The sequence below is a fragment of the Burkholderia sp. MSHR3999 genome (assembly GCF_000833595.1).
In the GTDB taxonomy this organism is placed as follows: Bacteria; Pseudomonadota; Gammaproteobacteria; order Burkholderiales; family Burkholderiaceae; genus Burkholderia; species Burkholderia ubonensis.
Genome location: NZ_JRFO01000006.1, coordinates 895,891 through 919,475 on the forward strand (window position 1 = coordinate 895,891; position 23,585 = coordinate 919,475).

The window sequence follows — 23,585 nt, forward strand, 5'->3', positions numbered from 1 at the left end:
TCACACTTAGCGGCAGTGCTGCCCGAAAGTTTAGATCGATTTTCCGATTTTTTTCGCGCAAACGTTCAAAACCGCGCGCGGCGGGGCCGGGCGCGGTCCGAAAACAGGAGCCGGCAAGGGGGACGGCGGCGGCCCGGTCAGCCGATCTGCTGCATGATCGAGATGAGCTTCTTCGCGTAGTTCGGGTCGGTCGCGTAGCCGGCCTTCTGCATCCCGTGCGCGAAGCCCTCGACGCTGCGGCTCGCGCTCAGCACGCCCGCGTAGCGCGGATTGTTCTTCAGCAGGTTCGCGTAGTCGGTCATCGCGTGCTCGTAGGAGTCGTACGCGCGGAACTTCGCGACGACGCGGCGCGGCTCGCCGTTCACGTATTCGGTCGTCAGCGCCGACACCGTGCGGCCGGTCCAGCCCTTGGTCGCCTTGATGCCGAACACGTTGTAGCTCGTCGAGCCGTCGGCCGCGCGGATCTCGCGCTTGCCCCAGCCCGATTCGAGCGCGGCCTGGCCGACGATGAAGCGCGCCGGCACGCCGGTCGTCGCGCTCGCCGCCTGCGCCGGGCCGGCGAGCCGATCGACGAATGCGTCGGCGTCGGGCGAGCCGCCCGCGCCCTTCACCGGCGGCGTCAGCGCGCTGCCCGCCGAATAGCCGCGCCCGCTCGCCAGCGCGCCGTTGTTGCCGGCCGCGCTCGCGTAGGCGCGCGCCATCGCGTTCATCGCGGCCATGCCGCCCTCGTTGCCGGCGATGCCCGAGCCGGCCATCCCGAGCCCGGCCGCGCCGGCGTCGGCCGACCCGGCCGCGCCCGCGCCGAGGTTCGCGTTGCGCATCAGCTGCTTCATCAGCGCGTCGGCCACGCCGATCCCGCGCGACGACATGTGCTGCGCGAGCTGCTGGTCGAGCATCGACGTGTACATCTTCGACGTGCTCGAGTCGAACAGCCCGCCGTCGGGCGTCGCGTCGCGCATGCTCTTGAGCATCATCTGCGTGAACATCGCATCGAACTGGCCCGCGACGAGCTTCATGCCGGCCTGCGGCGACTGCTTGACCTGCGCGCGCAGCGCGTCGAAGCCCTGCACGTCGAGCGCGAAGCGCTGCGACAGGTCGTTCGCGTTGGAGAAGTTCGCGGAATTCGCCATTTAGATGATCTCCAGATCTGCGCGCAGCGCCCCGGCCGCCTTCATCGCCTGCAGGATCGACATCAGGTCCGCGGGCGTGGCGCCCAGCGAGTTGAGCGCCTTCACGACGTCGGCGAGGTTCGCGCCCGCCGTCACCATCTTCAGCGCGCCGTTGTCCTGCTTCAGCTGGATCTGCGACTGCTGCGCGGCGACCGTCTGCCCGTTCGAGAACGGCCCCGGCTGCGACACGACCGGCTGCGTGTTGACGACCACCGACAGGTTGCCGTGCGCGACCGCGCAGCTTTGCAGCGTGACCATCTGGTTCATCACGATCGAGCCCGTGCGCGCGTTGAGGATCACCTTCGCGGCGGCCTTGTCCGGGCTCACGTCGAGGTTCTGCAGGCGCGCCATGAACGCGACCTGCTGCGCCGAATCGGCCGGCGCCGCGAGCTGGATCGTGCGGCCGTCGAGCGCGGTCGCGGTGTTCGGCCCGAAGCTGCCGTTGATCGCCGACACGATGCGCTGCGCGGTGCCGTAATCCATGTCGTTCAACTGCAGTTGCAGCATCCCGTTCATCTGCGCGACCGCGTTCGGCACCGAGCGCTCGACGATCGCGCCGCCGGCGATGCGGCCCGACGCGAGCTGGTTCACCTGCACGCGGCTGCCGTTCGCGCTCGCGCCCGCGCCGCCCACCGCCATGTTGCCCTGCGCGAGCGCGTACACCTGCCCGTCCGCGCCCTTGAGCGGCGTGAGCAGCAGCGTGCCGCCGCGCAGGCTCTTCGCGTTGCCGAGCGACGACACGGTGACGTCGAGCGCCTCGCCCGGCCGCGCGAACGGCGGCAGCGTCGCGGTGACCATCACCGCCGCGACGTTCTTCAGCTGCATGTTCGACAGCGACGAGCCGCCGCCGTTGGCCGAGCCGTTGTTGATCGAGATGCCGAGGTTCGCGAGCATGTTCGCGAGCGTCTGCGTCGTGAACGGCGTCTGCATCGTCTGGTCGCCGGTGCCGTCGAGGCCGACGACGAGGCCGTAGCCGATCAGCGGGTTGTCGCGCACGCCCTGGATCTGCGCGAGATCCTTCAGGCGTTCGGCGTGCGCGGCCGCCGGCAAGAGCGCCAGCACGCAGCAGGCGGCGAGCGCGCAGCGCGCGGCGGCCAGCCGGTTCAATCGGTTCAAGCGGTTCGAGCGGGCGAGATGGCGCATCACGCGCGCGAGCAAGGTACGCATCGTCATCACCACGGCGCAAGGTTGAGGAAGAAGCGCTGCAGCCAGCCCATCGTCTCGGCTTCGTTGATGTAGCCCTTCGCCGAGTATTCGATCTTCGCGTCGGCGACCTGGGTCGAGAAGACCGAGTTCGCGCCGGAGATCGTGTTCGGGTTCACGACGCCCGAGAAGCGCACGAACTCGTTGCCCTGGTTGATCAGCATCTGCTTCTCGCCGCTGACGATCAGGTTGCCGTTCGGCAGCACGTTGGTCACGGTCACCGTGATCGTGCCGTTGAACGTGTTCGCCGCGCTCGCGCCGCCGGTCGCGGTGAACTTGTTGCCGCCCGTCGCCGACAGGTTCGCCTTGTTGAACAGCCCGCCGAGGAAGCCGGCGGTCGGCACGTCGAAGTTGGTGTTGCCCGCGCGGTTGGTGTTCGCGCCGGACGACTTCGTCGCGTTGATGTTCTCGGCGATCACGATCGTCAGGATGTCGCCGACGTTGCGCGGGCGCTGATCCTCGAACAGCGGTCGGCCCGCATAGCCCGGGTTGTAGATCGAGCCGGGCGCCTGCATCGACGGCGGAATCGGCGGCTGCGCCGACATCGGCTGCTGGATGATCGGCTCGCGGGGAATCTGCGCGCAGCCCGCGAGCGCCGCCGCCGCGAGCACGCAGGCGGCGCGGGCGGTGGCGAACGGGAAGTGACGAACCTGCTTCATTGCGGCGACGAGTGATTCCGGTTAGCTCTTCATCTGCGTGACGTTCTGCAGCATCTGGTCGGAAGTCGTCACGGCCTTGCTGTTGATCTCGTACGCGCGCTGCGTCTGGATCATGTTGACGAGCTCCTGCACGACGTTCACGTTCGACGCTTCGACATAGCCCTGGTTGAGCGAGCCCGCGCCGTTCAGGCCCGGCTGCGACACGTTCGGCGCGCCCGACGACGTGGTCTCGGCGAACAGGTTCTCGCCCTTCGCCTCGAGGCCGGCCGGGTTGATGAAGGTCGCGATCTGGATCGAGCCGATCTGCACCGCGTTGTTCGAGCCCGCCTGCTTGACCGACACCACGCCGTCCTTGCCGATCGTCAGCGCCGTCGCGTTCTGCGGCACGGTGATCGCCGGCAGGACCTGGTAGCCGCTCGACGTGACGAGCTGGCCCTGCGCGTTGGTCTGGAACGAGCCGTCGCGCGTGTACGCGTTCGTGCCGTCCGGCATCAGCACCTGGAAGAAGCCCGCGCCATCGATCGCGAGATCCTTCGAGTTGCCGGTCTGCTGCAGGCTGCCCTGCGTGTACAGGCGCTCGGTCGCGACCTGCTGCACGCCGGTGCCGAGCTGCAGGCCCGACGGCAGCTCGGTCTGCTGCGTCGAGTTCGCGCCGGGCTGGCGGATCGTCTGGTACAGCAGGTCCTCGAACACCGCGCGCGAGCCCTTGTAGCCGTTGGTGCTGACGTTCGCGAGGTTGTTCGAGATCACGTCCATCTGCGCTTGCTGCGCGTTCATGCCGGTAGCGGCGATGTAGAGCGAACGGTTCACTTTGAATTGACTCCTTCGTTGGCTGGCGTCAGCTGAAATTGAGCAGCTGGTTCGCCGACTGCTCGTTCTGGTCGGCGGTCTGGATCATCTTCGACTGCAGCTGGAACGCACGCGCGTTGTCGATCATCGCGACCATCGCGTTCACCGGGTTCACGTTGCTGCCTTCGAGCGAATTCGCCACGACGACGACGTTCGGGTCGGCGTCCGCCGGGTTGCCGTCGGCGGTGCGGAACAGGCCGTCGTTGCCGCGCGTGATCGTCGCCGGATCGGGATTGACGAGCTTCATCCGGTCGATCATCGCGACCGCGGTCGGCGGGTCGCCCGGCATCAGCGCGGACACCGTGCCGTCCTTGCCGATCGTCACCTCGGCATTCGGCGGCACCGAGATCGGGCCGCCGTTGCCGACCACCGGCAGGTTGCTCGCGTTGACGAGCTGGCCGTCCTGGTTGACGTGCAGGTTGCCGTCGCGCGTGTACGCCTCGCTGCCGTCGGCCAGCTGCACGGACAGCCAGCCGGCGCCCTGCACCGCGACGTCGAGCGGATTGCCGGTGCGCGAGATCGGCCCCGGCGCGAAGTCCGAGCCGGGCGTCGACGACAGCACGTAGGTGCGCGTCGTCGTCGGGTCGATCGTGCTGCCGTCGCCGAAATTCATCGGCACCGCGCGAAAGGTCGCGAGCTGCGCGCGAAAGCCGGTCGTCGACGCGTTCGCCAGATTGTTCGCGACGATCGCCTGCTGGTCGAGCGCCTGCGACGCGCCCGTCATCGCCGTGTATATCAGTCGGTCCATGGCTGCCCGTTATCCGCGCGTCAGAGGTTGATGACCGCCTGGTCGACGGCCTGCTGCGTCTTGATCGTCTGCGCGTTCGCCTGGTAGTTGCGCTGCGCGGTGATCAGGTTGACGAGTTGGGCCGTCAGGTCGACGTTCGAGTTTTCCAGCGCGCTGCCCTGCAGCACGCCGTGGTTCGTGCTGCCCGGCGCGGAAATCTGCGGCACGCCCGACGCGGAGCTCTCGGCGTACTGGTTGCCGCCGAGGTTCGTGAGGCCGTTCGGGTTGTTGAAGTTCGCGAGCGCGATCAGGCCGAGCGTCTGCGTCTGGCCGTTCGAGTAGTTGCCGGTCAGCTTGCCGTCCGCGCCGATCGTGAAGGTCGTCAGCGTGCCGCTCGCGTAGCCGTCCTGCGCGAGGTTGTTCACGCCGTCCTTGCCGCCGTACTGGGTCGTGCCGGTCAGGTCGAGCGTCAGCGGCTGCGGCGTCGCGGAGCCGCCGGTGGCCGGGATCGTGAACTGGAACTTGCCGGTCGTGCCGGTGACGGGTGCGACGGGCGTCGTGCTCGCGATCTGGCCCGACGTGTTGAACGCCACCGTGCCGAGGTCGGTCGGCGTCTGTCCCTTGACGCCCGCGTAGGCTTCCCACTGGCCGGCCGTCGCGCTCTTCACGAAATACATGTCGACCTGCTGCGCGCCGCCGAGCGTGTCGTACACCTGGATCGACGTCGAGTAGTTGTACGACGTGCTGTCCGTCGCGGAGAACGGCGTCGTGGCCGGCACCGCGTCCTGCGAGTTCAGGTTGAACTGGCCGGTGATCTTGGTCGTCGCGGTCGGCGCGAGGTTGGCGGTCGGTGCCTGCAGCGGCACGGTCGCCGCGGTGTTGATCACGCCGCCCGCGGTCGCGTTGTAGCCCATCAGGTTGCGGCCCTGCGAGTCGACGATGAAGCCGTTCTTGTCACGCTGGAACGTGCCGTCGCGCGAATACGTGACCACGCCGTTGTTCGACATCTGGAAGAAGCCGTTGCCGTTGATCGCGACGTCGAGCGCGTTGTTCGTCGTGTTGATCGTGCCCTGGCCGAAGCTCTGCTGCACCGACGAGATCCGCGTGCCGATGCCGATCTGGGTGTTGACCGACGTCGCGACCGAGTTCGCGTACATGTCGGCGAACTGCGCGGTGCTCGACTTGAAGCCGACCGTGTTCGCGTTCGCGATGTTGTTGCCGATCACGTCGAGCGCGTTCGACGCACCCGAGAGGCCGCTCAAACCCTGTTGATAACCCATTTCGGTCTCCGTTTCGTGGAAGCTGAATCAGTTGGTGGTGGTGCCGCCGGCCGACGACGACGCGTTCGGGAAAATCGACGCGACCTGGGTGAGCCCCACCGTCGTGCCGTTCGACAGCACGAGCCCCGCCGTGCCGTCCGCCTGCTTGATCACGCTCTGGACCTGCGCGGCCGTCAGCGAGGTCGCCGTATACGTCTTGCCGTCGCTGCCGACGTACTGCGCGGTGACCGTGTACTTGCCGTCCGGCAGCGTATTGCCCGCCGCGTCGGTCGGCTTCCAGTTGAACGGCACGGTGCCGGCCGACTGCTTGCCCGCGTTGATCGAGTTGACGACGACGCCCGCGTCGTTCTTCACCGTGATGGTCAGGTTCGACACGTCGTTCGACAGCTGCACGCCGAACGGCGACGCCGCGCCGCCCTTCACCGCGACGCCGTTGCCCGGCGCGAGCACGTTGGTGCCGATCAGCATCGCGGCCTGGGTCTGCTGGCCGGCCGTGAGCTGCGTCGACAGCGACGTCAGCGACGTGTTGAGCTGCGCGATGCCGCTCACCGTGTTGATCTGCGCGAGCTGCGAGGTCATCTGCGAGCTGTCGACGGGGCTCGTCGGGTCCTGGTTCTTCAACTGCGTGACGAGCAGCTTCAGGAACGTCGACTGCAGGTCGCTCGCCGACGTGGTCGACAAGGTGCCGGTGGTCGACACCTTGTTCGTGTTCATCGTGTCGACCGGCAGCGTCGACGTGCTCGTGCCGTTGTCGCCGATCGTGGTGGAGGAGGATGCCATTCGGTCGTGCCTTCTGTCGGGTGAAAGGGGAGTCGCGTGCTCAGGTGCCGATCGTCAGCGTCTTCAGCATCAGCTGCTTCGCCGTGTTCAGCGTCTCGACGTTGGCCTGGTACGAGCGCGACGCCGAGATCATGTTCACCATTTCCTGCACCGGATCGACGTTCGGCATCTGCACGTAGCCGTTCGCGTCGGCGGCCGGGTTCGCCGGGTCGTAGGTCGACTTCATCGGCGACGGATCGTCGATCACCTTCGCCACGCGCACGCCGCCGACGCCCTGGCCGGACGCGGTGCGCGCGCGGCCCTGTGGATCGGCCGCGAACACGACCTGCTTCGCCTTGTACGGCTTGCCGTCGGGGCCGGTCGCGCTGTCGGCGTTCGCGATGTTCGACGCGGTGACGTTCAGGCGCTGCGACTGCGCGGACAGCGCCGAGCCGGCAACGCCGAAGATGTTCATCAACGAGGGCATGGAGGCTCCTTATGCTCGATGCGGATTGCGATCACGAGTTCGACGTGATCGCGGCGATCATCGCCTTGATCTGCTGGGTCATCACGGTCATCCCGCTTTCGTAGTGCAGCGCGTTGTTCGCGAACTGCACGCGCTCGACGTCGAGCTCGACCGTGTTGCCGTCGAGCGCCGGCTGCGTCGGCTGGCGGTATTGCGGGCGGCCGTAGTCGTCGGCCGGCCCGCCGGTCGGGATCAGCTTCGCGTTGCCGGCCATGTGGCCGGGCGCCGTCGACGCCATCGTCATCCCGCTCGTCACGCCGGCCGGCTGCGCGAGCGGCAACTGCGCGGCGTTGCTCGGCGCGACGCCGCCGTTCACCTGTTTCAGCGAACGGGCGAGCGTCGACGAGAAATCGACGTCGCGCGCCTGGTAGCCCGGCGTGTCCGCGTTCGCGATGTTCGACGACAGCAGTTCCTGCCGATAGGCGCGCACGTCGAGCGCCTGGCGGCCGAATGCGAATTCGGCATCGAGTCTGTCCAGCATGTGTGCGTCTCTCCGTTTGAAGCGCTGCACCGCTCTTTCGCCGCACGGCGGCCAAAGAGGCTTTTTTCCATGACACGCATGGTAGGCGGCGCCCGCAACCGGCAATCGGGCGAATAACGCGGCAAAGCCCCCCTCTATTCATCGTTTGCGCGCCGGCTCCGCTCCCTAGAATGCCAATCGGATCAACGGATCGAGGACACGACGATGACCGGCAGCGCACTTCGCAGCGACAACGGGCGACGGCCGCACGCGCGGCTGGCGTTCGCGCTCGCCGCCGCGCTGTGGGCGTGCGCCGCGACCGCGCTGGCCGCGGACGACGGGATGATCGTGATCCCCGGTCGCGGCGAGTCGGCCGAGACCGCGCTCGCGAACGCGAATGCGGCCGGCACCGCGCGCCCGGCGGGGAACCCGAATCCGGGCGGGATGCCGGCGACGAACGCTGTGGAAGCGGCCGGCGCGAACCCGGCGGCGAATCCTGCAGCGAACCCGCCGGCGATCGCGGGCGGCATGCCGGCCGGCGCGCCGGCGTACGCGCCGCGCGCCGCGGCGGCCCTGCCCCCGGCCACCGTTCCGGCGGCGCCCGCCGCGCGCCCGCAGGCGCCGCTCCCGGCACCCGCCCCCGCCCGCCTCGCCGCGCCGATGCCGGCCGGCAACCCCAACGCCGCTTACGGCGCAGCGCGTCCGGCTCCGCCGGCGGCCGCCGATCAGGGCCGGATCGCCACGGTCGTCGCGGGCGAGCCCGCCGCGGCGATGCGCCCCGCGCTCGCGCCGCGCCAACCGGCTTGGCGCGCCAACACGGCCGCCGCCGCGCCGGCCGTGCGCGCCCTCCCCGCTGCCGGCGCATCCGCCGCGGCTGGCGCAGCCACCGCCGCCACGCCGCCCGGCCAGCAGGACCCCGACACGATCCGGCGCACGGCGCTCGCCTTCCTCCAGCAGCAGATCGCCGGCCTGCCCGGCAAGCCGGCGGCGAGCGTCGCATCCTCCTTTCCGCGCGGGCTCGCCGCGTGCACGACGCTCGAGCCGTTCCTGCCGACCGGCGCGCGCCTGTGGGGCCGCACGACGGTCGGCGTGCGCTGCGCGGGCGAGCGGCCGTGGACCGTCTACCTGCAGGCGAGGGTCACCGTGCAGGCCACCTATTACGCGGCCGCGCGGCAGATCGCGCCGGGCGAGGTGCTCACCGCGGCCGACCTCGTCGCGCGCGACGGCGACCTGACCCTGCTGCCGCTCGCGGTCATCACCGATCCGTCGCAGGCGGTCGGCTCGACCGCGCTCGCGCGCGTCGCCGCGGGGCTGCCGCTGCGGCAGGACATGCTGAAGAGCGCGGCGTCGGTGTCGGCCGGCCAGACCGTGCGGGTCGTCGCGGCCGGGCCGGGTTTCACGATCTCGACCGAAGGCAGTGCGCTCGCCAACGCGGCGCCCGGCCAGTCGGTACGGGTGCGAATGGCGGCCGGGCAGATCGTCACGGCGATCGTCAAGGACGCCGGCACGGTGGAGATTCCGCTCTGACGAGACAAGATTCTGATTCTTCGGAGGTTTGCGTCGTCCGCGAGGTGCTAAAGTTTGGCCCGGCCATGCCGTTATCTGGGTCAAACCGCACAGGAATGCCATCGTGAAAATCGATTCGACGCCTACCCCGAATACCCGCGCGCCTGCCGCTTCCGGCAACGGCGCAGCCCGCACGCAGGACGACGCGCCCGCCGCGGCCGGCCCGCAAGCGGTCGCCGCAGGCACGGCCGGCGGCGACGCGACCGTCAACCTGTCGGGCCTGTCCGGGCAGTTGCGCACGCTGTCGGCGTCCGGCAACGCGGACATCGACACGGGCCTCGTCCAGTCGATCAAGGACGCGCTGAGCAACGGCACGCTGACGATCGACGCGAGCAAGATTGCCGACGGCGTACTGAATACCGCCCGCGAGCTGCTGAAGCAGCAGCGTCCGCAGGGCGCCTGATCCGGCCCGCAAGGCCGGCCCAACCGGTTTGCCGGCGCGCGGCCCGTCCGCGCGCCGGCCTGAAGAGCGAATGGCGATGAGAGACGAGCTGCTGGCCACGGTCAACGACGAACACGCGACGGTCGAAGCGTTCGCGTCGCTGCTCGCCTATGAGGAAAAGGCGCTGACGACGCCCGAGCCGCTCGAGGCGCTGCCCGACATCATCGAGAAGAAAACCGCGCTGATCGACCGGCTCGCGCAGCTCGAGCGCACCCGCGACACGCAGCTGTCCGCACTCGGCTTTCCCGGCGGCAAGAAAGGGATGGACCAGGCCGCCGAGCGCGACGCGCGCCTGTCCGGCAGCTGGCAATTGCTGCAGCAGGCCGCCGATCGCGCGCGCCGCGCGAACGCGAACAACGGCATGCTGATCCGCATCCGGATGGACTACAACGAACGCGCGCTCGCGGTGCTGCGCGACGCGCCCGCGCGGGTCGGCTTCTACGGCCCCGACGGCCGCGTGTCGGCGCTGGTGCGCTGACCGGCGCGGCGGCCCCGCGCCGCCGGGTTTCACCGCATCTCCACGCAGTTCACCGCTTTACCAGACCGGGCTCGAACCCGGCGCCCACGGTCCCCTCCGATACACGGCAGCGCAGCCGCGCGGCCGTCCAATCACAACAAACAGAAGAGGGCCTCATGCAACATTTCCGCATTCCCCTGTCACACCGCCTCGCCGCCGCCGCGGCGCTGGGCGCCGCGCTGACGCTCGCCCCCGCGCACGCCGCCGGCCCCGCGCCGCTGCCCACGCCGACCGGCGACATGTCGCTGTCGCCGGCCGGCCCCGACGTCGCGCCGCCGGCCGCGTCGACCGCGCCGGGCATGACGCCGCGCACCGCGCGCCGCGGCTCGGACACCTACACCTACCTGCGCTGCTGGTACCGGATCGACGCGGACCCGCTGAAGCCGGCCGCGACCTACGAATGGGCGCGCGACCCCGCCGGCGGCGACTGGTATCGCGTGTCCGGCTACTGGTGGGCGGACGGCGTCACGCAGTGGAAGAACATGTTCTACAGCACGGCCACGCAGGACACGCTCGCCGACGTGTGCCGCAAGACGCTCGCCGCGAAGGGCATCAAGTCGGCGCTCACGCAGGCGGTCGCGGCCAACAATGCGCTGTCGTTCAACTACACGGTGTGGACCATCGATTCCGCGCAGCAGGACGCGCGCGTCAACAAGCTGATCGTGTTCGGCGACAGCCTGTCGGACACCCAGAACATGTTCAACGCGAGCCAGTGGAAGCTGCCGAACGGCACGAGCTGGCACGCGGGGCGCTTCAGCAACGGCCCGGTGTGGGCCGAATACCTCGCGAACGCGCTGCGGCTGCCGTTCTACAACTGGGCGATCGGCGGCGCGGCGACCGACCAGCACCTCGTCGTGCCGGGCCTCGTGCAGCAGATCGACTCGTGGCGCGAATACATGGAGCGCGCGCCTGACTACCGGCCCGGCAACACGCTGTTCGCGGTGTTCGCGGGCGGCAACGATCTGGTGAACTACGGGCGCTCGCCCGAGCAGGCGGCCAATGCGGTGCGCGACAGCCTCGACCGGCTCGCCGCGGCCGGCGCGACGCGGATCATGCTCGTCACGCTGCCGGACGTGTCGCGCGCGCCGGTGTTCGCGACCCGCACCGACGCCGCGAGCGTCGCCGCGCAGGTGAAGGACTACAACCAGCGCCTCGCCGACGCGGCCGCCGCGCTGCGCGCCCGCTACGGCGCGACGCTGCGGCTCGAGGTGTTCGACGCGTACGCGCTGTTCGACGACCTGCTGAGCCACCCGGCCAAATACGGCTTCGACGACGCGAAGCGCTCGTGCCTCGACATTCCGAAGCCGTCGTCGTTCACCTACATGGCCGCGCAGACGCCGCGCGCGGACTGCCGCGACCCGGCGCGCTTCGTGTTCTGGGACACGCTGCACCCGACCACGCGCACGCACGCGTGGCTCGCCGAGCAGGTCGCGCCGTTCGTGCGCGCACGCTTGCTGAATTGATCGACGCGGGCGGCTAGCCGCCTTCATCGACGTCGCCGCCGCCGGGCCGGGCCCGCGGCGGCATAGCCGGCGTCGCTTACAGCAGCGGGCACGCCGTCACCTGCGTGCCGCGCTCGACGCACAGCCGCTCGTAGTCGCGCAGGTAATCGCGCTCGTCATCGGTCAGCAGGTCGAGATCGATCAGGTCCCAGTCATACCCGACCGTGACGATATTCTCGAACGTCATCGTGTCCGGCTCCTGCTCGCTCGGGTGGATGATCACGATGTTCTCGATCCGCACCCCGCCCTTGCCCGGCACGTAGATGCCCGGCTCGACCGAGATCACCGCGTTCGGCACCAGGCCGTACTTCGACCCCGGCGCGAACCGCACCCCGCCTTCGTGCACGTGGATCCCGACGCCGTGCCCGGTGCCGTGGCCGAAATCGTGGCCGTGATCGCGGCACACCTGCCGCACGGCCGCATCGACGTCGCCGCCCGTCGCGTCCTTCGGGAACGGCGTGACGAGCCCCTTGATGCACGCCTTCAGCGCGACCGTGTAGATCTCCCGCTGCCACGGCTGCGCGACCGTGTCCGGGCGGGTCCGGCGCAGCACGACGCGCGTGCAGTCCGTCGCGAAGCCGCCTTCGTAGTACGCGCCGCTGTCGAGCAGCACCAGCTCGCCTTCCGTCAGCTCGACCTCCGGGCTCGCCGCCGTGTAGTGCGCGGACGCGCTGTTGGCGCCGTTCGCCGCGATCGTCGTGAACGTCAGCGCCACCGCCGAACGCGCGCCGTATGCGTCGTTGATCACGCGGGCCAGGTCGTATTCGGAATGCCGCTGCCCCGGCTCGCCCGTCTTCGCCCAGCGCATCGCGTCGGCGATCGCCGCGGAGCTGCGCGCGAACGCGTCGCGGAACTGGTCGAGCACTTCCGGCGTCTTCGCGGCCCGCATCGCCTCGACCGGGCTGAAATCGGCATGCTCGGCCCGCGGCCACACGCGGCGCACCGTCTCGACGAGCGCGCAGTTGACCGCCTCGAAGCCGTAGCACACATGCTCGGCCACGAACTGCGCGAGGAAGCGCTCGAGCTCGTCGAAGTCGCGCCGGATCACCTGCAGCACCGGATACGATCCGAGGTCGACCGGGCAACGGTCGCAGCCTTCCGGCAGGAACAGCACGACCTGCGCGCCGATCACGAACAGGAAGCCCAGGTGCGACGACGCATTCGGGATGTGATAGCCGCGGCTGTTCAGCAGATAGCCGAGGTCGTCCGCCAGGCAGGTGACGAACGCGGTCCTTCCTTTTGCCGCACCGGTGTGAGCGGCGAGCCGCTGGCTCAGCGTCGCGAGGTTCTGCGCGACGCTCACGCCGGTCATCGATTCCGGCAGCTCGAAGATCGGCCGCTCGACCACCCAGCCCGGCAGCGCGATCGCCCGGTCGATTTCGCGGCCGACGAGGCTCGTCCAGTCGAACCGCGCCGCCTGCGTGCCGTCGAGCAGCCGGTCGCGCTGCGCGACGCTGATCCGCAGCCCGTCGTAGCCGACCCGCTTGAGCCGGCCCGCATGGGCGACGAGCCAGTCGGCCATCGCCGCCCATATCGACACGTTCAGCCCGAGCTTCTCGACGTGCACGCGCGCCGGGTTGCACTGCTGCTCCGCCTGCAGGTGATAGCGCCCGTCGACGAACAGCACGAACTGCGGCACGCCGAGCGCCTGCGCCGCCGCCGCGCCGAGGAAGATGCCGGAGCCTGCCGAGCCGTCGAAGCCCGACAGCGCGTAGCGCGGGTTGTTGCGACGCGGCACGTACTCGGAGATGAATTCGTCCTGCGACGTGATCACCACGGCGTCGAGCTGCGCGGCGTCGAGCAGGCGCGACAGGCCTGCGTGTGTCTCGTCAACGGATGCATCGTAGGGGGGAAGGCCGGAGAAACTGTATTTCAGTCGATCGATCATCGGATGCCCACATTGTTCATTGTTGTCGGAGGGAGCGCGCGCGGCGCGCGAACCCGCGGCCAGCGCGCGTCAAGTTACCGTCCGACCCAATTTACGTCAAGCTTAAATTGAGGCACCACTTAAATCTGCGCACTCGGCGGCCCGTGCGGCGCTGCGGAGTACAATGCGCCGGCATCGTCGCCCGAACGGCCGTTCGTCGTGCGATTCACGGAAAAGACACGTCCAGGCGACTGCACCTGCGCCTCCGGTCGCCTTCCACCCGTTGCCACGAAAGAGATTCATGGATTCAGACATCATGCGTATCGGCCAGCGCATCCGGCGCCTGCGCCGGGAATCGAAGAAAACGCTGCTGGAAATCGCGACCGAGGCAAAACTGTCGGTCGGGTTCCTGTCCCAGGTCGAACGCAATCTCACCGGCATTTCCATTTCGTCGCTCGTCAACGTCGCCAAGGCGCTGAACGTGCCGCTCGGCGCGCTGATCGACCAGCCGCGCCAGCCGCAGCCCGATTCGCATCAGGGCAACCGGGAGTCGTATGCGGTCGACAGGGCGTCGCAGCGCTACGAGCGGCTCTCCACGACCTTCGACGGCAGCCTCATCAACGCCGTCAAGGTTCAGATGATGGAAGGCTACTGCTCGGAATGGGTCGCGCACGGCGGCGACGAATTCGTCTACGTCCTGTCCGGGCAGATCCGCTACACGATCGGCAAGAAGGACTATCCGCTGTCGTCCGGCGATTCGATCCACTTCGACGCGCACAAGAAGCACCGCGTCGCCAACGTGGGCGCCGGGCCTGCGGAGCTGATCGTGGTCGGCACGCTGCCGCTGTTCGACGACAGCCATGCCGAGTTCGTGTCTGCATCGACTGAAATCCGGCAGCCCGGCAGCGGCGCCGGGCCGCTCCCGGGCGAGCCGCGCGTGAGCCGACGCCAGCCGACGCCGAAGCGCGGCCGCGCCGGGGGCCCGGCGCAGTCGGGCGCGGTGCGACCTGCCGCCGCGAAAGCCGGGAGCGTGGACAAGGCTGCGCCCTCGAAGCCGCGCTCGCCCGCCGGCAAGCGGCCGGCGGGCACCGCCGCTCCGGCCCGCAAGAGCGCCGCACGCACGAAGAAATAATCCCCTCGGACCGCTGCGGCTCCGACGATGCGCACGCATGCGTGGGGGGCGGAGCAGGCGGCGCCGCTGGCGCGGGCGCGGCAACCGACGCTCGCCGCCTGCGCCCCGGCGCTACTCGCCGATGTCGAGCGCGTGCGCGACCGCCTGGATCCGCGCGCGATGCACCGCGTCCTTGATCTTCGCGGTGTCGGCGCCGACGCCGCGCGCGATCGCGCCCGCATCGACGCCGCGCGCCGCCACGAGCGCCACGCGCAGGCGCTCGGCCTGCGGATACGGCTGCGTCTGAAGCCCGAGCCGGCCGCGCGCATCGGCTTCGCACGCCTGCACCATCTCGGCGAAGCGCGCCGGCTTGCGCAGCGCGTCGGTGCGCTCGAACAGCCGCACCAGCGCCGCCGCGCCCATCTCCATCACGCGATGCAGGTTGCCGTGCTCGCGCGCGACGACGAGCGCGAGGTCGCGGCATTCGTTCGGCACCCGCAGCCGGTCGCACAGCGGCTTCAGCAGGTCGACGCTGCGGCCTTCGTGGCCGATGTGGCGCGGCAGCACGTCCTCGGGCGTCGTCGCCTTGCCGAGATCGTGGGTCAGCGCCGCGAAGCGCACCGCGAGCGAATAGCCCTGCTTCGCCGCGTGGTCGACCACCATCATCACGTGCACGCCCGTGTCGACTTCCGGATGGTAGTCGGCGCGCTGCGGCACGCCCCACAGCGCATCGACCTCGGGCAGGATGCGCGCGAGCGCGCCGCACTCGCGCAGCGCGTCGAACATCCGCGACGGCCGCGCCTCCATCAGCCCGCGCGCGAGCTCCTGCCACACGCGCTCCGCGACGAGCGCGTCGACTTCGCCCGCGTCGACCATCCGCCGCATCAGCGCGAGCGTGTCGTCGGCGACGGCGAAGCCGGTGAAGCGCGCGGCGAAGCGCGCGATGCGCAGGATCCGCACCGGGTCCTCGACGAACGCGTCGCTCACGTGCCGGAACACGCGCGCGCGCAGGTCCGCCTGCCCGTCGAACGGATCGATCACGGGCCCGGCCAGCGAGCCGTCCGGGCTCACCTCGCGCGCCATCGCGTTGATCGTCAGGTCGCGCCGCGCGAGATCCTCGTCGAGCGTCACGTCCGGCGCGTAGTAGAACTGGAAGCCGTGGTAGCCGGCCGCCGTCTTGCGCTCGGTGCGCGCGAGCGCGTACTCCTCGTGCGTCTGCGGATGCAGGAACACCGGAAAATCCTTGCCGACCGGCTTGAAGCCCTGCGCGACCATCTGCTCCGGCGTCGCGCCGACCACCACGTAGTCGCGGTCCTGCACCGGCACGCCGAGCAGCTCGTCGCGGATCGCGCCGCCTACTGCGTAGACCCTCATGCGTAGCCCCTCATGCGCAGGCCCTCACGGCGTCGGCTCGTAGTCGGCGATCACGTGCGTCTCGCGACGCGCGCCGTCGATCCACCGCTGCACCGCCGGCAGCGAGCTCACGCGCTCGACGTAGCCGGCCGCTTCCGGCGACAGGCCCGGCGCATACGTGTTGAAGCGCATCACGACCGGCGCATACATCGCGTCGGCGATGCCGAATTCGCCGAACAGGAACGGCCCGCCCGACGCTTCGAGGCATTCGCTCCACAGCGCGTCGATGCGCGCGACGTCGGCGAGCGCGTCGGGCGTCGCGCCGCGGCCCGGCATCGACGCGCGCACGTTCATCCCCATCTGCTCGCGCAGCGCCGCGAAGCCTGCATGCATCTCCGCCGACACGCAGCGCGCATGCACGCGCTCGAGCGGATCGGCCGGCCACATCGGGTATTGCGGATAGCGCTCGGCGAGCGTCTCGGCGATCGCGAGCGAATCCCAGATCGCGACGCCGTGGTCGTCGATCAGGCACGGCACCTTGCCGGACGGCGAGTGTTCGAGGATGCGCGCCTTCGTGTCGTCGCGGCGCAGCTCGATGACGATTTCGTCGAACGGGATGCCGAAATGTTCGAGCAGCAGCCAGGGCCGCATCGACCACGACGAGTAGTTCTTGTCTCCAATGACGAGTCTCATGACGGAATTCCAGGAAAACGCAGGGAAAAAATCGGCCTAGCGGCGCGAGCGGAACCAGTCGAAGCGGGACCGCAGCGCCGCGTCGCCGAGATACGCGGGCACGATGCTCTCGAGGCTCACGGGCTGGATGCCGAGCTCCGGCGCGAGCGGGCCGGACAGCACGTTCGGCACCGACATCGACGCGAGGTTGTCGCGCGTGATCACCGGCTCGCCCGGCAGGCATTCGAAGAACGCCGCCTGCAGCCGCGCGATCGCGTCGGGCAGCCGCACGATCGGCGCCTCGCGGCCGGCCAGCGTGCCGCAATAGCGGACCAGCGCCTCGAGCGTATAGACCTTCGGGCCGCCGAGCTCGTAGGTCTTGCCGCGCGCGGCCGCGAGGTCGAGCGTGTTGACGAACGCGCGCGCGACGTCGCCGACGAACACCGGCTGGAACTGCGCGTCGGGCATCGCGAGCGGAATCGCCGGCAGCGTGCGGTGCAGCCGCGCGAACGTGTTGAGGAACGCGTCGCCCGGCCCGAACACGACCGACGGCCGGAAGATCGTCAGCGCGAGCGAATCGGTGGCCGCGACCGCGTGCAGCGCGGCCTCGCCGTCGCCCTTCGAGCGCTGGTACATGCTCGCGCCGTGCGAATTCGCGCCGAGCGCGCTCATGTGCAGCAGGCGCCGCACGCCGGCCTCGATGCACGCGCTCGCGAGCGAGGCCGGCAGCGCGACGTGCGCGCGCTCGAAGCCGGCGCCGTACGGCGTGCCGTGCCCGCCGTGCAGCACGCCGACGAGATTCACGGCCGCGTGCGCGCCGGCGACGAAGCGGGCCAAGCTGCGCTCGTCGAGGCTTTCGAGCTCGACGATCTCGACCGGCAGCATCATCAGGTGGCGCGCATGCTCGCGGCGGCGGGTGCCGATCCGCACGTGCTTGCCGGCATCGATCAGCGCACTCACGAGCCGGCTGCCGATGAAGCCGGTCCCTCCCAGCAGCGCGATGGTCTGATCCATGTTCGTGGCTCCCAAAAGCACACTGCCGCGTCTCGCGCGGCAGTGTGCAGGTTGCAGATCAGGGCGAGATCATGCCTAGCCGCTTCTTCAGCGACTGCGGCTTCCCTTCGAAGAGCGCCGCGTAATACGTCGTGTTCGACAGCACGTTCTTCACGTAGTCGCGCGTCTCGTTGAACGGAATCGTCTCCGCAAAGATCGCGCCTTCGACCGGCTGCGTCAACACCTGCCGCCACTGGCGCGGCCGGCCCGGGCCCGCGTTGTAGCCGGCGGTGGCGAGCACCGGCGAGCTGTCGAAATTGTTGTAGATGTCCGCCAGATACCAGGTGCCGAGCTGGATGTTCGTGTCGATGTCGTGCATCTGCGCGCGCGAGATCGTGCCGAGCCCGAGCTTCTTCGCGACGAGCTGCGCGGTCGCCGGCATCAGCTGCATCAGGCCGCCCGCGCCGACCGACGAACGTGCGCTCGTGATGAAGCGCGATTCCTGGCGGATCAGCCCGTACGCCCATTCGACGTCGAGGCCCGTCGTCTGCGCGTAGCGCTCGACGATGCTGCGGTACGGCGACGGGTAGCGCAGCGTGAAATCGTGCTCGGCCTTCGTGCGGTCGGCCGTGTTCACCGTGCGGTCGAGCAGGTCGACGCGCTTGCCGTACTCGGCGGCCGCGAGCAGCTGCCGGTCGGTCATCCCGCGCAGCGGCCAGTTCCATTCGCGGTTGCCTTCGAGGCGCAGGTTCAGCGCATAGAAGCGCTGCGCGAGCGCGAAGCCCGGCACCTTGGCCATCTCGCCGATCTCGGCGTCGGAGACCGTGGTGCGCGGCGGGATCTTCGTGCGCTGGCCGAGCTCCTCGCCGGCGAGCTGCCCGTAGAAGTTGAACTGCCCGGCGATCTGCTCGAACTCCTGGTTCGCCTGCAGCGTGTCGCCGCTCTGCTTGAGCGCGCGCGCATGCCAGTAGACCCACGCCGGATCGTTGCGCAGCGACGGCGGCATCTGTTCGATCGACCAGCGCACCATCGGCCAGTTGCCGACGAGCAGCGCGCTGCGCGTGCGCCATTCGTACGCGGCGTTCGACAGCGGCGCGTTCGCCGATTTCGCATACCAGACCGACGCGAGCGGCGAGCGCTTCACCGCGCCCTGGTAGCCGACCGCGCCCCACGCGATCGCCTGCTCCTGCTTCGTCAGCGACGACGCGAGCGACGTGACCATGCCGGCCGCCTGGTCCGGATCGTTGCGCGCCATGCGGCCGATCGCGATCAGCGCGAGCTGGTGCGACACCGCGTCGGGGCCGACGCCGCGCGCGAGGAACAGCGGCGGCGCGCTCGTCGCCTGGTCGAACGCGACCGGGCGCGGGCCGAGCGCATCGACGATCTTGCCGCCGAGCGTCGTGTAGTTCTGCTCGAACGCGAGCCGCACCTGCTGCCACACGTCGTCGCTCGAGAACTGCTGGTTGACGGTGAGCGCGGTGATCAGGTCGACGCACGCGTCGCCGTAGTTCTTCGGCTCGACGAGCAGCGCGCGCGCCGCGTCGGCGACGTTCTCGCCGCGCGCGGCCCGCGATTCGAGCGCATAGCACTTCACCTGCGTGTCGTCGTCGAGCACGAAGCGCTTGTACTGCTCGTCGAAATTGCGCCAGTCGTGGCGCGCGCCGAGCACGAGCAGGTAGTCGTTGCGCATGCGGTCGGCGATCGCCTGGCCGTCGTAGCGCTGCAGGAACGACAGCACGGGCGCGTCCGGCGCGTCGACGCGCGCGCGGCCCGTGGCGTCGAAGAGCTGCGGCTTGATCTGGAAATACTCGAGGTACGACGGCGCCGGATAGTTCGGGATCATCGCGGCGAGCTGCGCGGCCTTCGCGGCGTCGTTGCGGCGCGCGGCTTCGCGGAGCTGGATGAAGGTCTGGTCGTCCCCGGCGAGCGCGTCGCCGGACGGCGCGGCGCACGCGGCCGTGCCCGCGACGACCGCGGCGGCCGAAAGCGTCAGCGCGACCGCGCGATATACTCGAAAAAGGCTGTTCGACATCGTTTTGAATGGAGCACGGAGTGAGCGAAAGCATAGCACGCAACCATCTGGCCGAACGGAAGCAGGCATTGCGCCGGGCGCTGTCCGAGGCCCGCCGCGACGCCGCGTCGCGCCCCGCGGTGAACGACGCGCTCGATGCGCGGCTGCGTGCGTTGCTCGATCGGCTCGCGCCGCGCACGGTCGGGTTCTACTGGCCGCTGGCGGGGGAATTCGACGCGCGCGCGGCGGTGCTCGCGTGGCGCGCGGCGCAGGCCGGCCGGCAGGTGGCGCTGCCGGTGATCCGCGAGCAGCGCGCGCCGCTCGAGTTTCATTCGTGGGACGACGCGACGCCGATGCGCGAAGGGCACCACCGGATTCCGGAGCCGGCGTCCGGCGTGGTCGTGGTGCCGGACCTGCTGCTGATTCCGTGCGTGGGATTCGACACGTGGCTGTACCGGCTCGGGTATGGCGGCGGGTATTACGACCGCACGCTCGCCGCGTGGCCGGGCGGGTCGCTGCCGGTGACGGTCGGCATCGCGTACGAGGCGTGCAAGGTCGACGCGCTGCCGGCCGAGGATCACGATCTCGCGATGCGCTGGGTCGTGACGGACGAGGAAACCTACGTGGCCGACGCGTAAGCGCGCCCGGCTACAGCGACGCCGCCGCCCGCGCGGCCGTGTCGTACAGCCCGGACGCGTGGCGCAGCAGCTGCGCCGCGTCGCCGATCTGCTCGTTGGTGAGGCCGCTGTCCTTGAGCGTCTCGATCAGGCAGTGTTCGCGCACCTCGCGATACTTCAGGCACAGGTCGCGCCCGGCCTCGGTCGCGAAGAAGAAAACTTCCTTGCCGCTTTTCTCGCTCTTGACGTAGCCTCGGGCGATCAGTTTTTTCAGCGCGTAGGTCGCGACGTGCGTATCCTCGATATTGAGCACGAAGCAGATGTCGGCGAGCTTCTTCTGGCGTTCGCGATGGCTGACGTGATGCAGCAGCGACACCTCGACCGCCGTCATGTCCTTCGCGCCCGCGGCCGACATGCACCGCACCATCCAGCGGTTGAACGCGTTGCCTGCCATGATGAGCCCGTATTCGAGCTCGGACAGCTCCGCGCTCGAATCGGAAACCAGGTGTTCGGAAGAGACGATCTTGGTCGGATGACGCTTCATGGGACAGTCGGCGCACGCAGGATGTCAGGGTGTGCCGAGTGTACGTCAGAAGCCTGCGCGCACCAGCTAGGCAAAAACGCGCACTGGCAAGTTATCGATATCTTCTTGACAATGTACGTTAATATTGCCGCCCGAACCGGGCCTGACCGATGACGCATCCACGCATCTATCCGCTCGGCGACGCCGCGCTCGTCTGCGAGGTGCCGCCTCCCGCCACGCTCGATTGCCAGCGGCGCGTCTGGGCCGTTGCCGAGGCCGCGCGCGCGTGGCCGCACGTGATCGACGTCGTGCCGGGCATGAACAACCTGACGATCGTGTTCGACGTGCTGGCCGCGTCCGCCGGCACGCTGTCGGACGCGCTGCTCGACGCCTGGGAAACCGCCGACGTCGAGCATGCGCCCGGCCGCGAGATCGAGATTCCGGTCGAATACGGCGGCGCGGCCGGCCCCGACCTGCAGGCGGTCGCCGCGCATGCGGGCCTGTCGGCCGACGAGGTGGTCGCGCGCCATGCGGGCGCCGAATACGTGGTGTTCTTCCTCGGCTTCCAGCCGGGCTTCGCCTATCTCGGCGGCCTCGACGCCGCGCTGCACATGCCGCGCCGCGCGGCGCCGCGCCTCGAGGTGCCGGCCGGGTCGGTCGGCATCGGCGGCGCGCAGACCGGCATCTACCCGACCACGTCGCCCGGCGGCTGGCAACTGATCGGCCGCACGGCGCACGTGCTGTTCGATCCGTCCCGGCAGCCGCCGACGCTGCTCCTGCCCGGCGACCGGGTGCGCTTCACCATTGCGGGAGTCCACGCGACATGACCCAGAGCAAAGCGCCGGGCAGCATCGAGGTGTTGCGGGCCGGCCCGCTGTCGACCGTGCAGGATCTCGGCCGCCAGGGCGCGCGCCATCTCGGCGTCGCGCAGGGCGGCGCGCTCGACAGCCTCGCGCTCGAGGTCGGCAACCGCCTCGTCGGCAACCGCCCGGACGCGGCCGCCGTCGAGATCACGATCGGCCCGGCCGCCTTCCGCTTCCCGCGCGCGACGCGCATCGCGATCACCGGCACCGAATTCGGCGCGACGCTCGACGGCAGGCCTGTCCATTCGTGGTGGAGCCTGCCCGTCGAGGCCGGCCAGACGCTGACGATGCCGGCCGCGAAGCGCGGGATGCGCGGCTATCTGTGCATCGCGGGCGGCATCGACGTGCTGCCGATGCTCGGCTCGCGCAGCACCGATCTCGCGTCGCGCTTCGGCGGCCTCGGCGGCCGCGCGCTGCGCGACGGCGACCGGCTGCCGGTCGGCGTGCCGCCGGCGACCCTCGGCTGCCTCGCGGCCGATGCGCCCGAGTTCGGCGTCAAGGCGCCCGCGTGGTGCGGTTTCGCGCGCGTCGACGAGCCGCCGCGCCGCCACCGGCCCGCCCACGCGCACGCGCCGTGGGCGATGCCGGTGCGCGTGCTGCCCGGCCCGGACTACGCGTCGTTCGGCGCGGAATCGCAGCAGGCATTCTGGGATGACGAATGGCTCGTCACGGCCAACAGCAACCGGATGGGCTACCGCCTCGCCGGCGTCGAGCTGAGCCGCGAACGGCCGGTGGAGCTGCTGTCGCACGCGGTGCTCCCCGGCACGATCCAGGTGCCGCCGAACGGCCAGCCGATCGTGCTGATGCACGACGCGCAGACGACCGGGGGGTATCCTAAGATCGGAACGGTGATTCGCGCGGATCTGTGGAAGCTTGCGCAGGCGCGGCTGAACCTGCCGATCCGCTTCGTGCGCACGACGCCGGACGCGGCGCGCGACGCACTGGCCGCGGAGCGGGCCTACCTGCGGCAGATCGACGTCGCGATCGCGATGCGCGAGGAGGCGCGCCAGCGCGCGCAGTCGCGCGCGGCGTGACGACGCAGCAACCGGCGCCGCGCCACGCAATGGGTGGACGAGGAACATCATGGAAATCGATCTGAACGCCGACCTGGGCGAAGGATACGGATCGGACGAGGCGCTGCTCGACCTCGTTACGTCGGCAAACATCGCGTGCGGCTGGCACGCGGGCGGCGCGAACGCGATGCGCGACTGCGTGCGCTGGGCCGTGCAGAAGGGCGTGTCGATCGGCGCGCATCCGAGCTTCCTCGATCCCGAGAATTTCGGCCGCAAGGAGATGCAGCTGCCGGCGACCGACATCTACGCGGGCGTGCTTTACCAGCTCGGCGCGCTATCTGCGATCGCGCAGGCCGAAGGCGGCCGCATCGCGCACGTGAAGCCGCACGGCGCGCTGTACAACCAGGCCGCGCGCGATCCGCTGATCGCCGACGCGGTGGTGTCCGCGATTCACGATTTCGATCCGTCGCTCGCGGTGTTCGGCCTCGCGAACAGCGTGTTCGTCGCGGCCGCGCGGCACGCGGGGCTGGCGGCGATCGAGGAGGTGTTCGCCGATCGCGGCTATCGCGCCGACGGTGCGCTCGTGCCGCGCAGCGAGCCGGGCGCGCTCGTCGACGACGAGGACGAGGTGATCGCCCGCACGCTCGACATGGTGCGCGACCGGCGGGTGCGCGCGGTCAGCGGCGAATGGGTGCCGCTCAATGCGCAGACGGTCTGCCTGCATGGCGACGGGCCGCATGCGCTGGCCTTCGCACGGCGGATTCGCGCGGCGCTCGAAAAGGCGGGAATCGACGTCGTGGCGCCGGGCGCGCTGCACGCGGACGAAGGCGCGTGACGTGCGCCGCCGAGTCGGCATATCCGAAGAATGAAGAACGCGGCACCGTAGCGGGACCGGAAAGAAAA

At 69.9% G+C, this 23,585-nt stretch carries 24 protein-coding genes; 9 read left to right on the forward strand and 15 right to left on the reverse strand.

The annotated features are described in order from the left end of the window. Positions 1 to 137: 137 nt before the first annotated feature. The 9 genes from flgJ to flgB are packed head-to-tail and all read right to left on the reverse strand — an operon-like array spanning position 138 to position 7,653. On the reverse strand, positions 138 to 1,130 hold the full coding sequence (flgJ, locus tag KY49_RS21395) for a flagellar assembly peptidoglycan hydrolase FlgJ (protein ID WP_042586505.1): 993 nt from the start codon (positions 1,128 to 1,130) through the stop codon (positions 138 to 140). After that, on the reverse strand, positions 1,131 to 2,348 hold the full coding sequence (locus KY49_RS21400; RefSeq protein WP_412674031.1) for a flagellar basal body P-ring protein FlgI: 1,218 nt from the start codon (positions 2,346 to 2,348) through the stop codon (positions 1,131 to 1,133). Continuing rightward, a complete protein-coding gene (flgH, locus tag KY49_RS21405) occupies positions 2,342 to 3,031 on the reverse strand; it encodes a flagellar basal body L-ring protein FlgH (protein WP_042586507.1) in 690 nt (229 codons plus the stop codon). Before flgH ends, KY49_RS21400 begins: the two co-directional genes overlap by 7 nt. 21 nt (positions 3,032 to 3,052) lie before the next feature. Next, positions 3,053 to 3,841 (reverse strand): flagellar basal-body rod protein FlgG, encoded by a 789-nt coding sequence (gene flgG / locus KY49_RS21410; protein WP_010090429.1) that lies wholly within the window; start codon positions 3,839 to 3,841, stop codon positions 3,053 to 3,055. Positions 3,842 to 3,869: 28 nt separating this feature from the next. Then, positions 3,870 to 4,628, reverse strand: a complete 759-nt coding sequence (gene flgF, locus KY49_RS21415; RefSeq protein WP_042586508.1) for a flagellar basal-body rod protein FlgF — start codon at positions 4,626 to 4,628, stop codon at positions 3,870 to 3,872. 20 nt (positions 4,629 to 4,648) lie between these two features. Further along, a complete protein-coding gene (gene flgE, locus KY49_RS21420) occupies positions 4,649 to 5,887 on the reverse strand; it encodes a flagellar hook protein FlgE (RefSeq protein ID WP_042586509.1) in 1,239 nt (412 codons plus the stop codon). Positions 5,888 to 5,914: 27 nt separating this feature from the next. Continuing rightward, positions 5,915 to 6,667 (reverse strand): flagellar hook assembly protein FlgD, encoded by a 753-nt coding sequence (locus KY49_RS21425; RefSeq protein ID WP_042586510.1) that lies wholly within the window; start codon positions 6,665 to 6,667, stop codon positions 5,915 to 5,917. Positions 6,668 to 6,707: 40 nt separating this feature from the next. Further along, complete coding sequence (flgC, locus tag KY49_RS21430; protein WP_010090425.1) at positions 6,708 to 7,133, reverse strand: flagellar basal body rod protein FlgC; 426 nt, start codon at positions 7,131 to 7,133, stop codon at positions 6,708 to 6,710. Positions 7,134 to 7,164: 31 nt separating this feature from the next. Beyond that, positions 7,165 to 7,653: a flagellar basal body rod protein FlgB gene (gene flgB, locus KY49_RS21435; RefSeq protein ID WP_010090424.1), complete on the reverse strand. Its 489-nt coding sequence runs from the start codon at positions 7,651 to 7,653 to the stop codon at positions 7,165 to 7,167. A gap of 204 nt (positions 7,654 to 7,857) precedes the next feature. Between flgB and flgA the strand changes: the two genes are divergently transcribed. The 4 genes from flgA (at position 7,858) to KY49_RS21455 (ending at position 11,620) form a co-directional block, all read left to right on the forward strand. Continuing rightward, positions 7,858 to 9,159 (forward strand): flagellar basal body P-ring formation chaperone FlgA, encoded by a 1,302-nt coding sequence (gene flgA / locus KY49_RS21440; RefSeq protein ID WP_042586511.1) that lies wholly within the window; start codon positions 7,858 to 7,860, stop codon positions 9,157 to 9,159. 103 nt (positions 9,160 to 9,262) lie between these two features. Continuing rightward, positions 9,263 to 9,601, forward strand: coding sequence for a flagellar biosynthesis anti-sigma factor FlgM (flgM, locus tag KY49_RS21445; RefSeq protein WP_042586512.1), 339 nt, complete (start codon positions 9,263 to 9,265; stop codon positions 9,599 to 9,601). 76 nt (positions 9,602 to 9,677) lie between these two features. Then, positions 9,678 to 10,118, forward strand: coding sequence for a flagella synthesis protein FlgN (locus KY49_RS21450; RefSeq protein WP_042586904.1), 441 nt, complete (start codon positions 9,678 to 9,680; stop codon positions 10,116 to 10,118). A gap of 155 nt (positions 10,119 to 10,273) precedes the next feature. Beyond that, complete coding sequence (locus KY49_RS21455) at positions 10,274 to 11,620, forward strand: SGNH/GDSL hydrolase family protein (RefSeq protein WP_052495757.1); 1,347 nt, start codon at positions 10,274 to 10,276, stop codon at positions 11,618 to 11,620. A 76-nt stretch (positions 11,621 to 11,696) separates the two neighbouring features. On the opposite strand, the gene KY49_RS21460 is transcribed toward KY49_RS21455, so the two are convergent. Further along, positions 11,697 to 13,547, reverse strand: coding sequence for a M24 family metallopeptidase (locus tag KY49_RS21460; RefSeq protein ID WP_042586513.1), 1,851 nt, complete (start codon positions 13,545 to 13,547; stop codon positions 11,697 to 11,699). Positions 13,548 to 13,827: 280 nt separating this feature from the next. Here KY49_RS21460 and KY49_RS21465 point away from each other — a divergent pair, with 280 nt between their 5' ends. Then, a complete protein-coding gene (locus tag KY49_RS21465; RefSeq protein WP_042586514.1) occupies positions 13,828 to 14,658 on the forward strand; it encodes a helix-turn-helix domain-containing protein in 831 nt (276 codons plus the stop codon). A gap of 111 nt (positions 14,659 to 14,769) precedes the next feature. On the opposite strand, the gene KY49_RS21470 is transcribed toward KY49_RS21465, so the two are convergent. From KY49_RS21470 to KY49_RS21485, 4 genes are read right to left on the reverse strand one after another with little or no spacing between them, the layout of a single operon-like run. Next, positions 14,770 to 16,011, reverse strand: a complete 1,242-nt coding sequence (locus KY49_RS21470) for a multifunctional CCA addition/repair protein (protein WP_042586515.1) — start codon at positions 16,009 to 16,011, stop codon at positions 14,770 to 14,772. A 24-nt stretch (positions 16,012 to 16,035) separates the two neighbouring features. Then, positions 16,036 to 16,683, reverse strand: a complete 648-nt coding sequence (locus tag KY49_RS21475) for a glutathione S-transferase family protein (RefSeq protein ID WP_042586516.1) — start codon at positions 16,681 to 16,683, stop codon at positions 16,036 to 16,038. Between the two features lie 36 nt (positions 16,684 to 16,719). Further along, positions 16,720 to 17,676, reverse strand: coding sequence for a complex I NDUFA9 subunit family protein (locus tag KY49_RS21480; protein ID WP_042586517.1), 957 nt, complete (start codon positions 17,674 to 17,676; stop codon positions 16,720 to 16,722). 58 nt (positions 17,677 to 17,734) lie between these two features. Beyond that, positions 17,735 to 19,687 (reverse strand): lytic transglycosylase domain-containing protein, encoded by a 1,953-nt coding sequence (locus tag KY49_RS21485; protein WP_042586518.1) that lies wholly within the window; start codon positions 19,685 to 19,687, stop codon positions 17,735 to 17,737. Between the two features lie 8 nt (positions 19,688 to 19,695). On the opposite strand from KY49_RS21485, the gene KY49_RS21490 reads away from it, so the two are divergent. Continuing rightward, positions 19,696 to 20,304, forward strand: coding sequence for a 5-formyltetrahydrofolate cyclo-ligase (locus KY49_RS21490; RefSeq protein WP_042586519.1), 609 nt, complete (start codon positions 19,696 to 19,698; stop codon positions 20,302 to 20,304). Positions 20,305 to 20,314: 10 nt separating this feature from the next. On the opposite strand, the gene KY49_RS21495 is transcribed toward KY49_RS21490, so the two are convergent. Beyond that, complete coding sequence (locus KY49_RS21495) at positions 20,315 to 20,827, reverse strand: winged helix DNA-binding protein (RefSeq protein WP_042586520.1); 513 nt, start codon at positions 20,825 to 20,827, stop codon at positions 20,315 to 20,317. A gap of 149 nt (positions 20,828 to 20,976) precedes the next feature. On the opposite strand from KY49_RS21495, the gene pxpB reads away from it, so the two are divergent. From pxpB to pxpA, 3 genes are read left to right on the forward strand one after another with little or no spacing between them, the layout of a single operon-like run. After that, positions 20,977 to 21,633 (forward strand): 5-oxoprolinase subunit PxpB, encoded by a 657-nt coding sequence (gene pxpB / locus KY49_RS21500; protein ID WP_042586521.1) that lies wholly within the window; start codon positions 20,977 to 20,979, stop codon positions 21,631 to 21,633. Continuing rightward, positions 21,630 to 22,703, forward strand: a complete 1,074-nt coding sequence (locus KY49_RS21505) for a biotin-dependent carboxyltransferase family protein (RefSeq protein WP_042586522.1) — start codon at positions 21,630 to 21,632, stop codon at positions 22,701 to 22,703. Before pxpB ends, KY49_RS21505 begins: the two co-directional genes overlap by 4 nt. A 49-nt stretch (positions 22,704 to 22,752) precedes the next feature. Next, on the forward strand, positions 22,753 to 23,517 hold the full coding sequence (pxpA, locus tag KY49_RS21510; RefSeq protein WP_042586523.1) for a 5-oxoprolinase subunit PxpA: 765 nt from the start codon (positions 22,753 to 22,755) through the stop codon (positions 23,515 to 23,517). Positions 23,518 to 23,585: the final 68 nt, after the last annotated feature.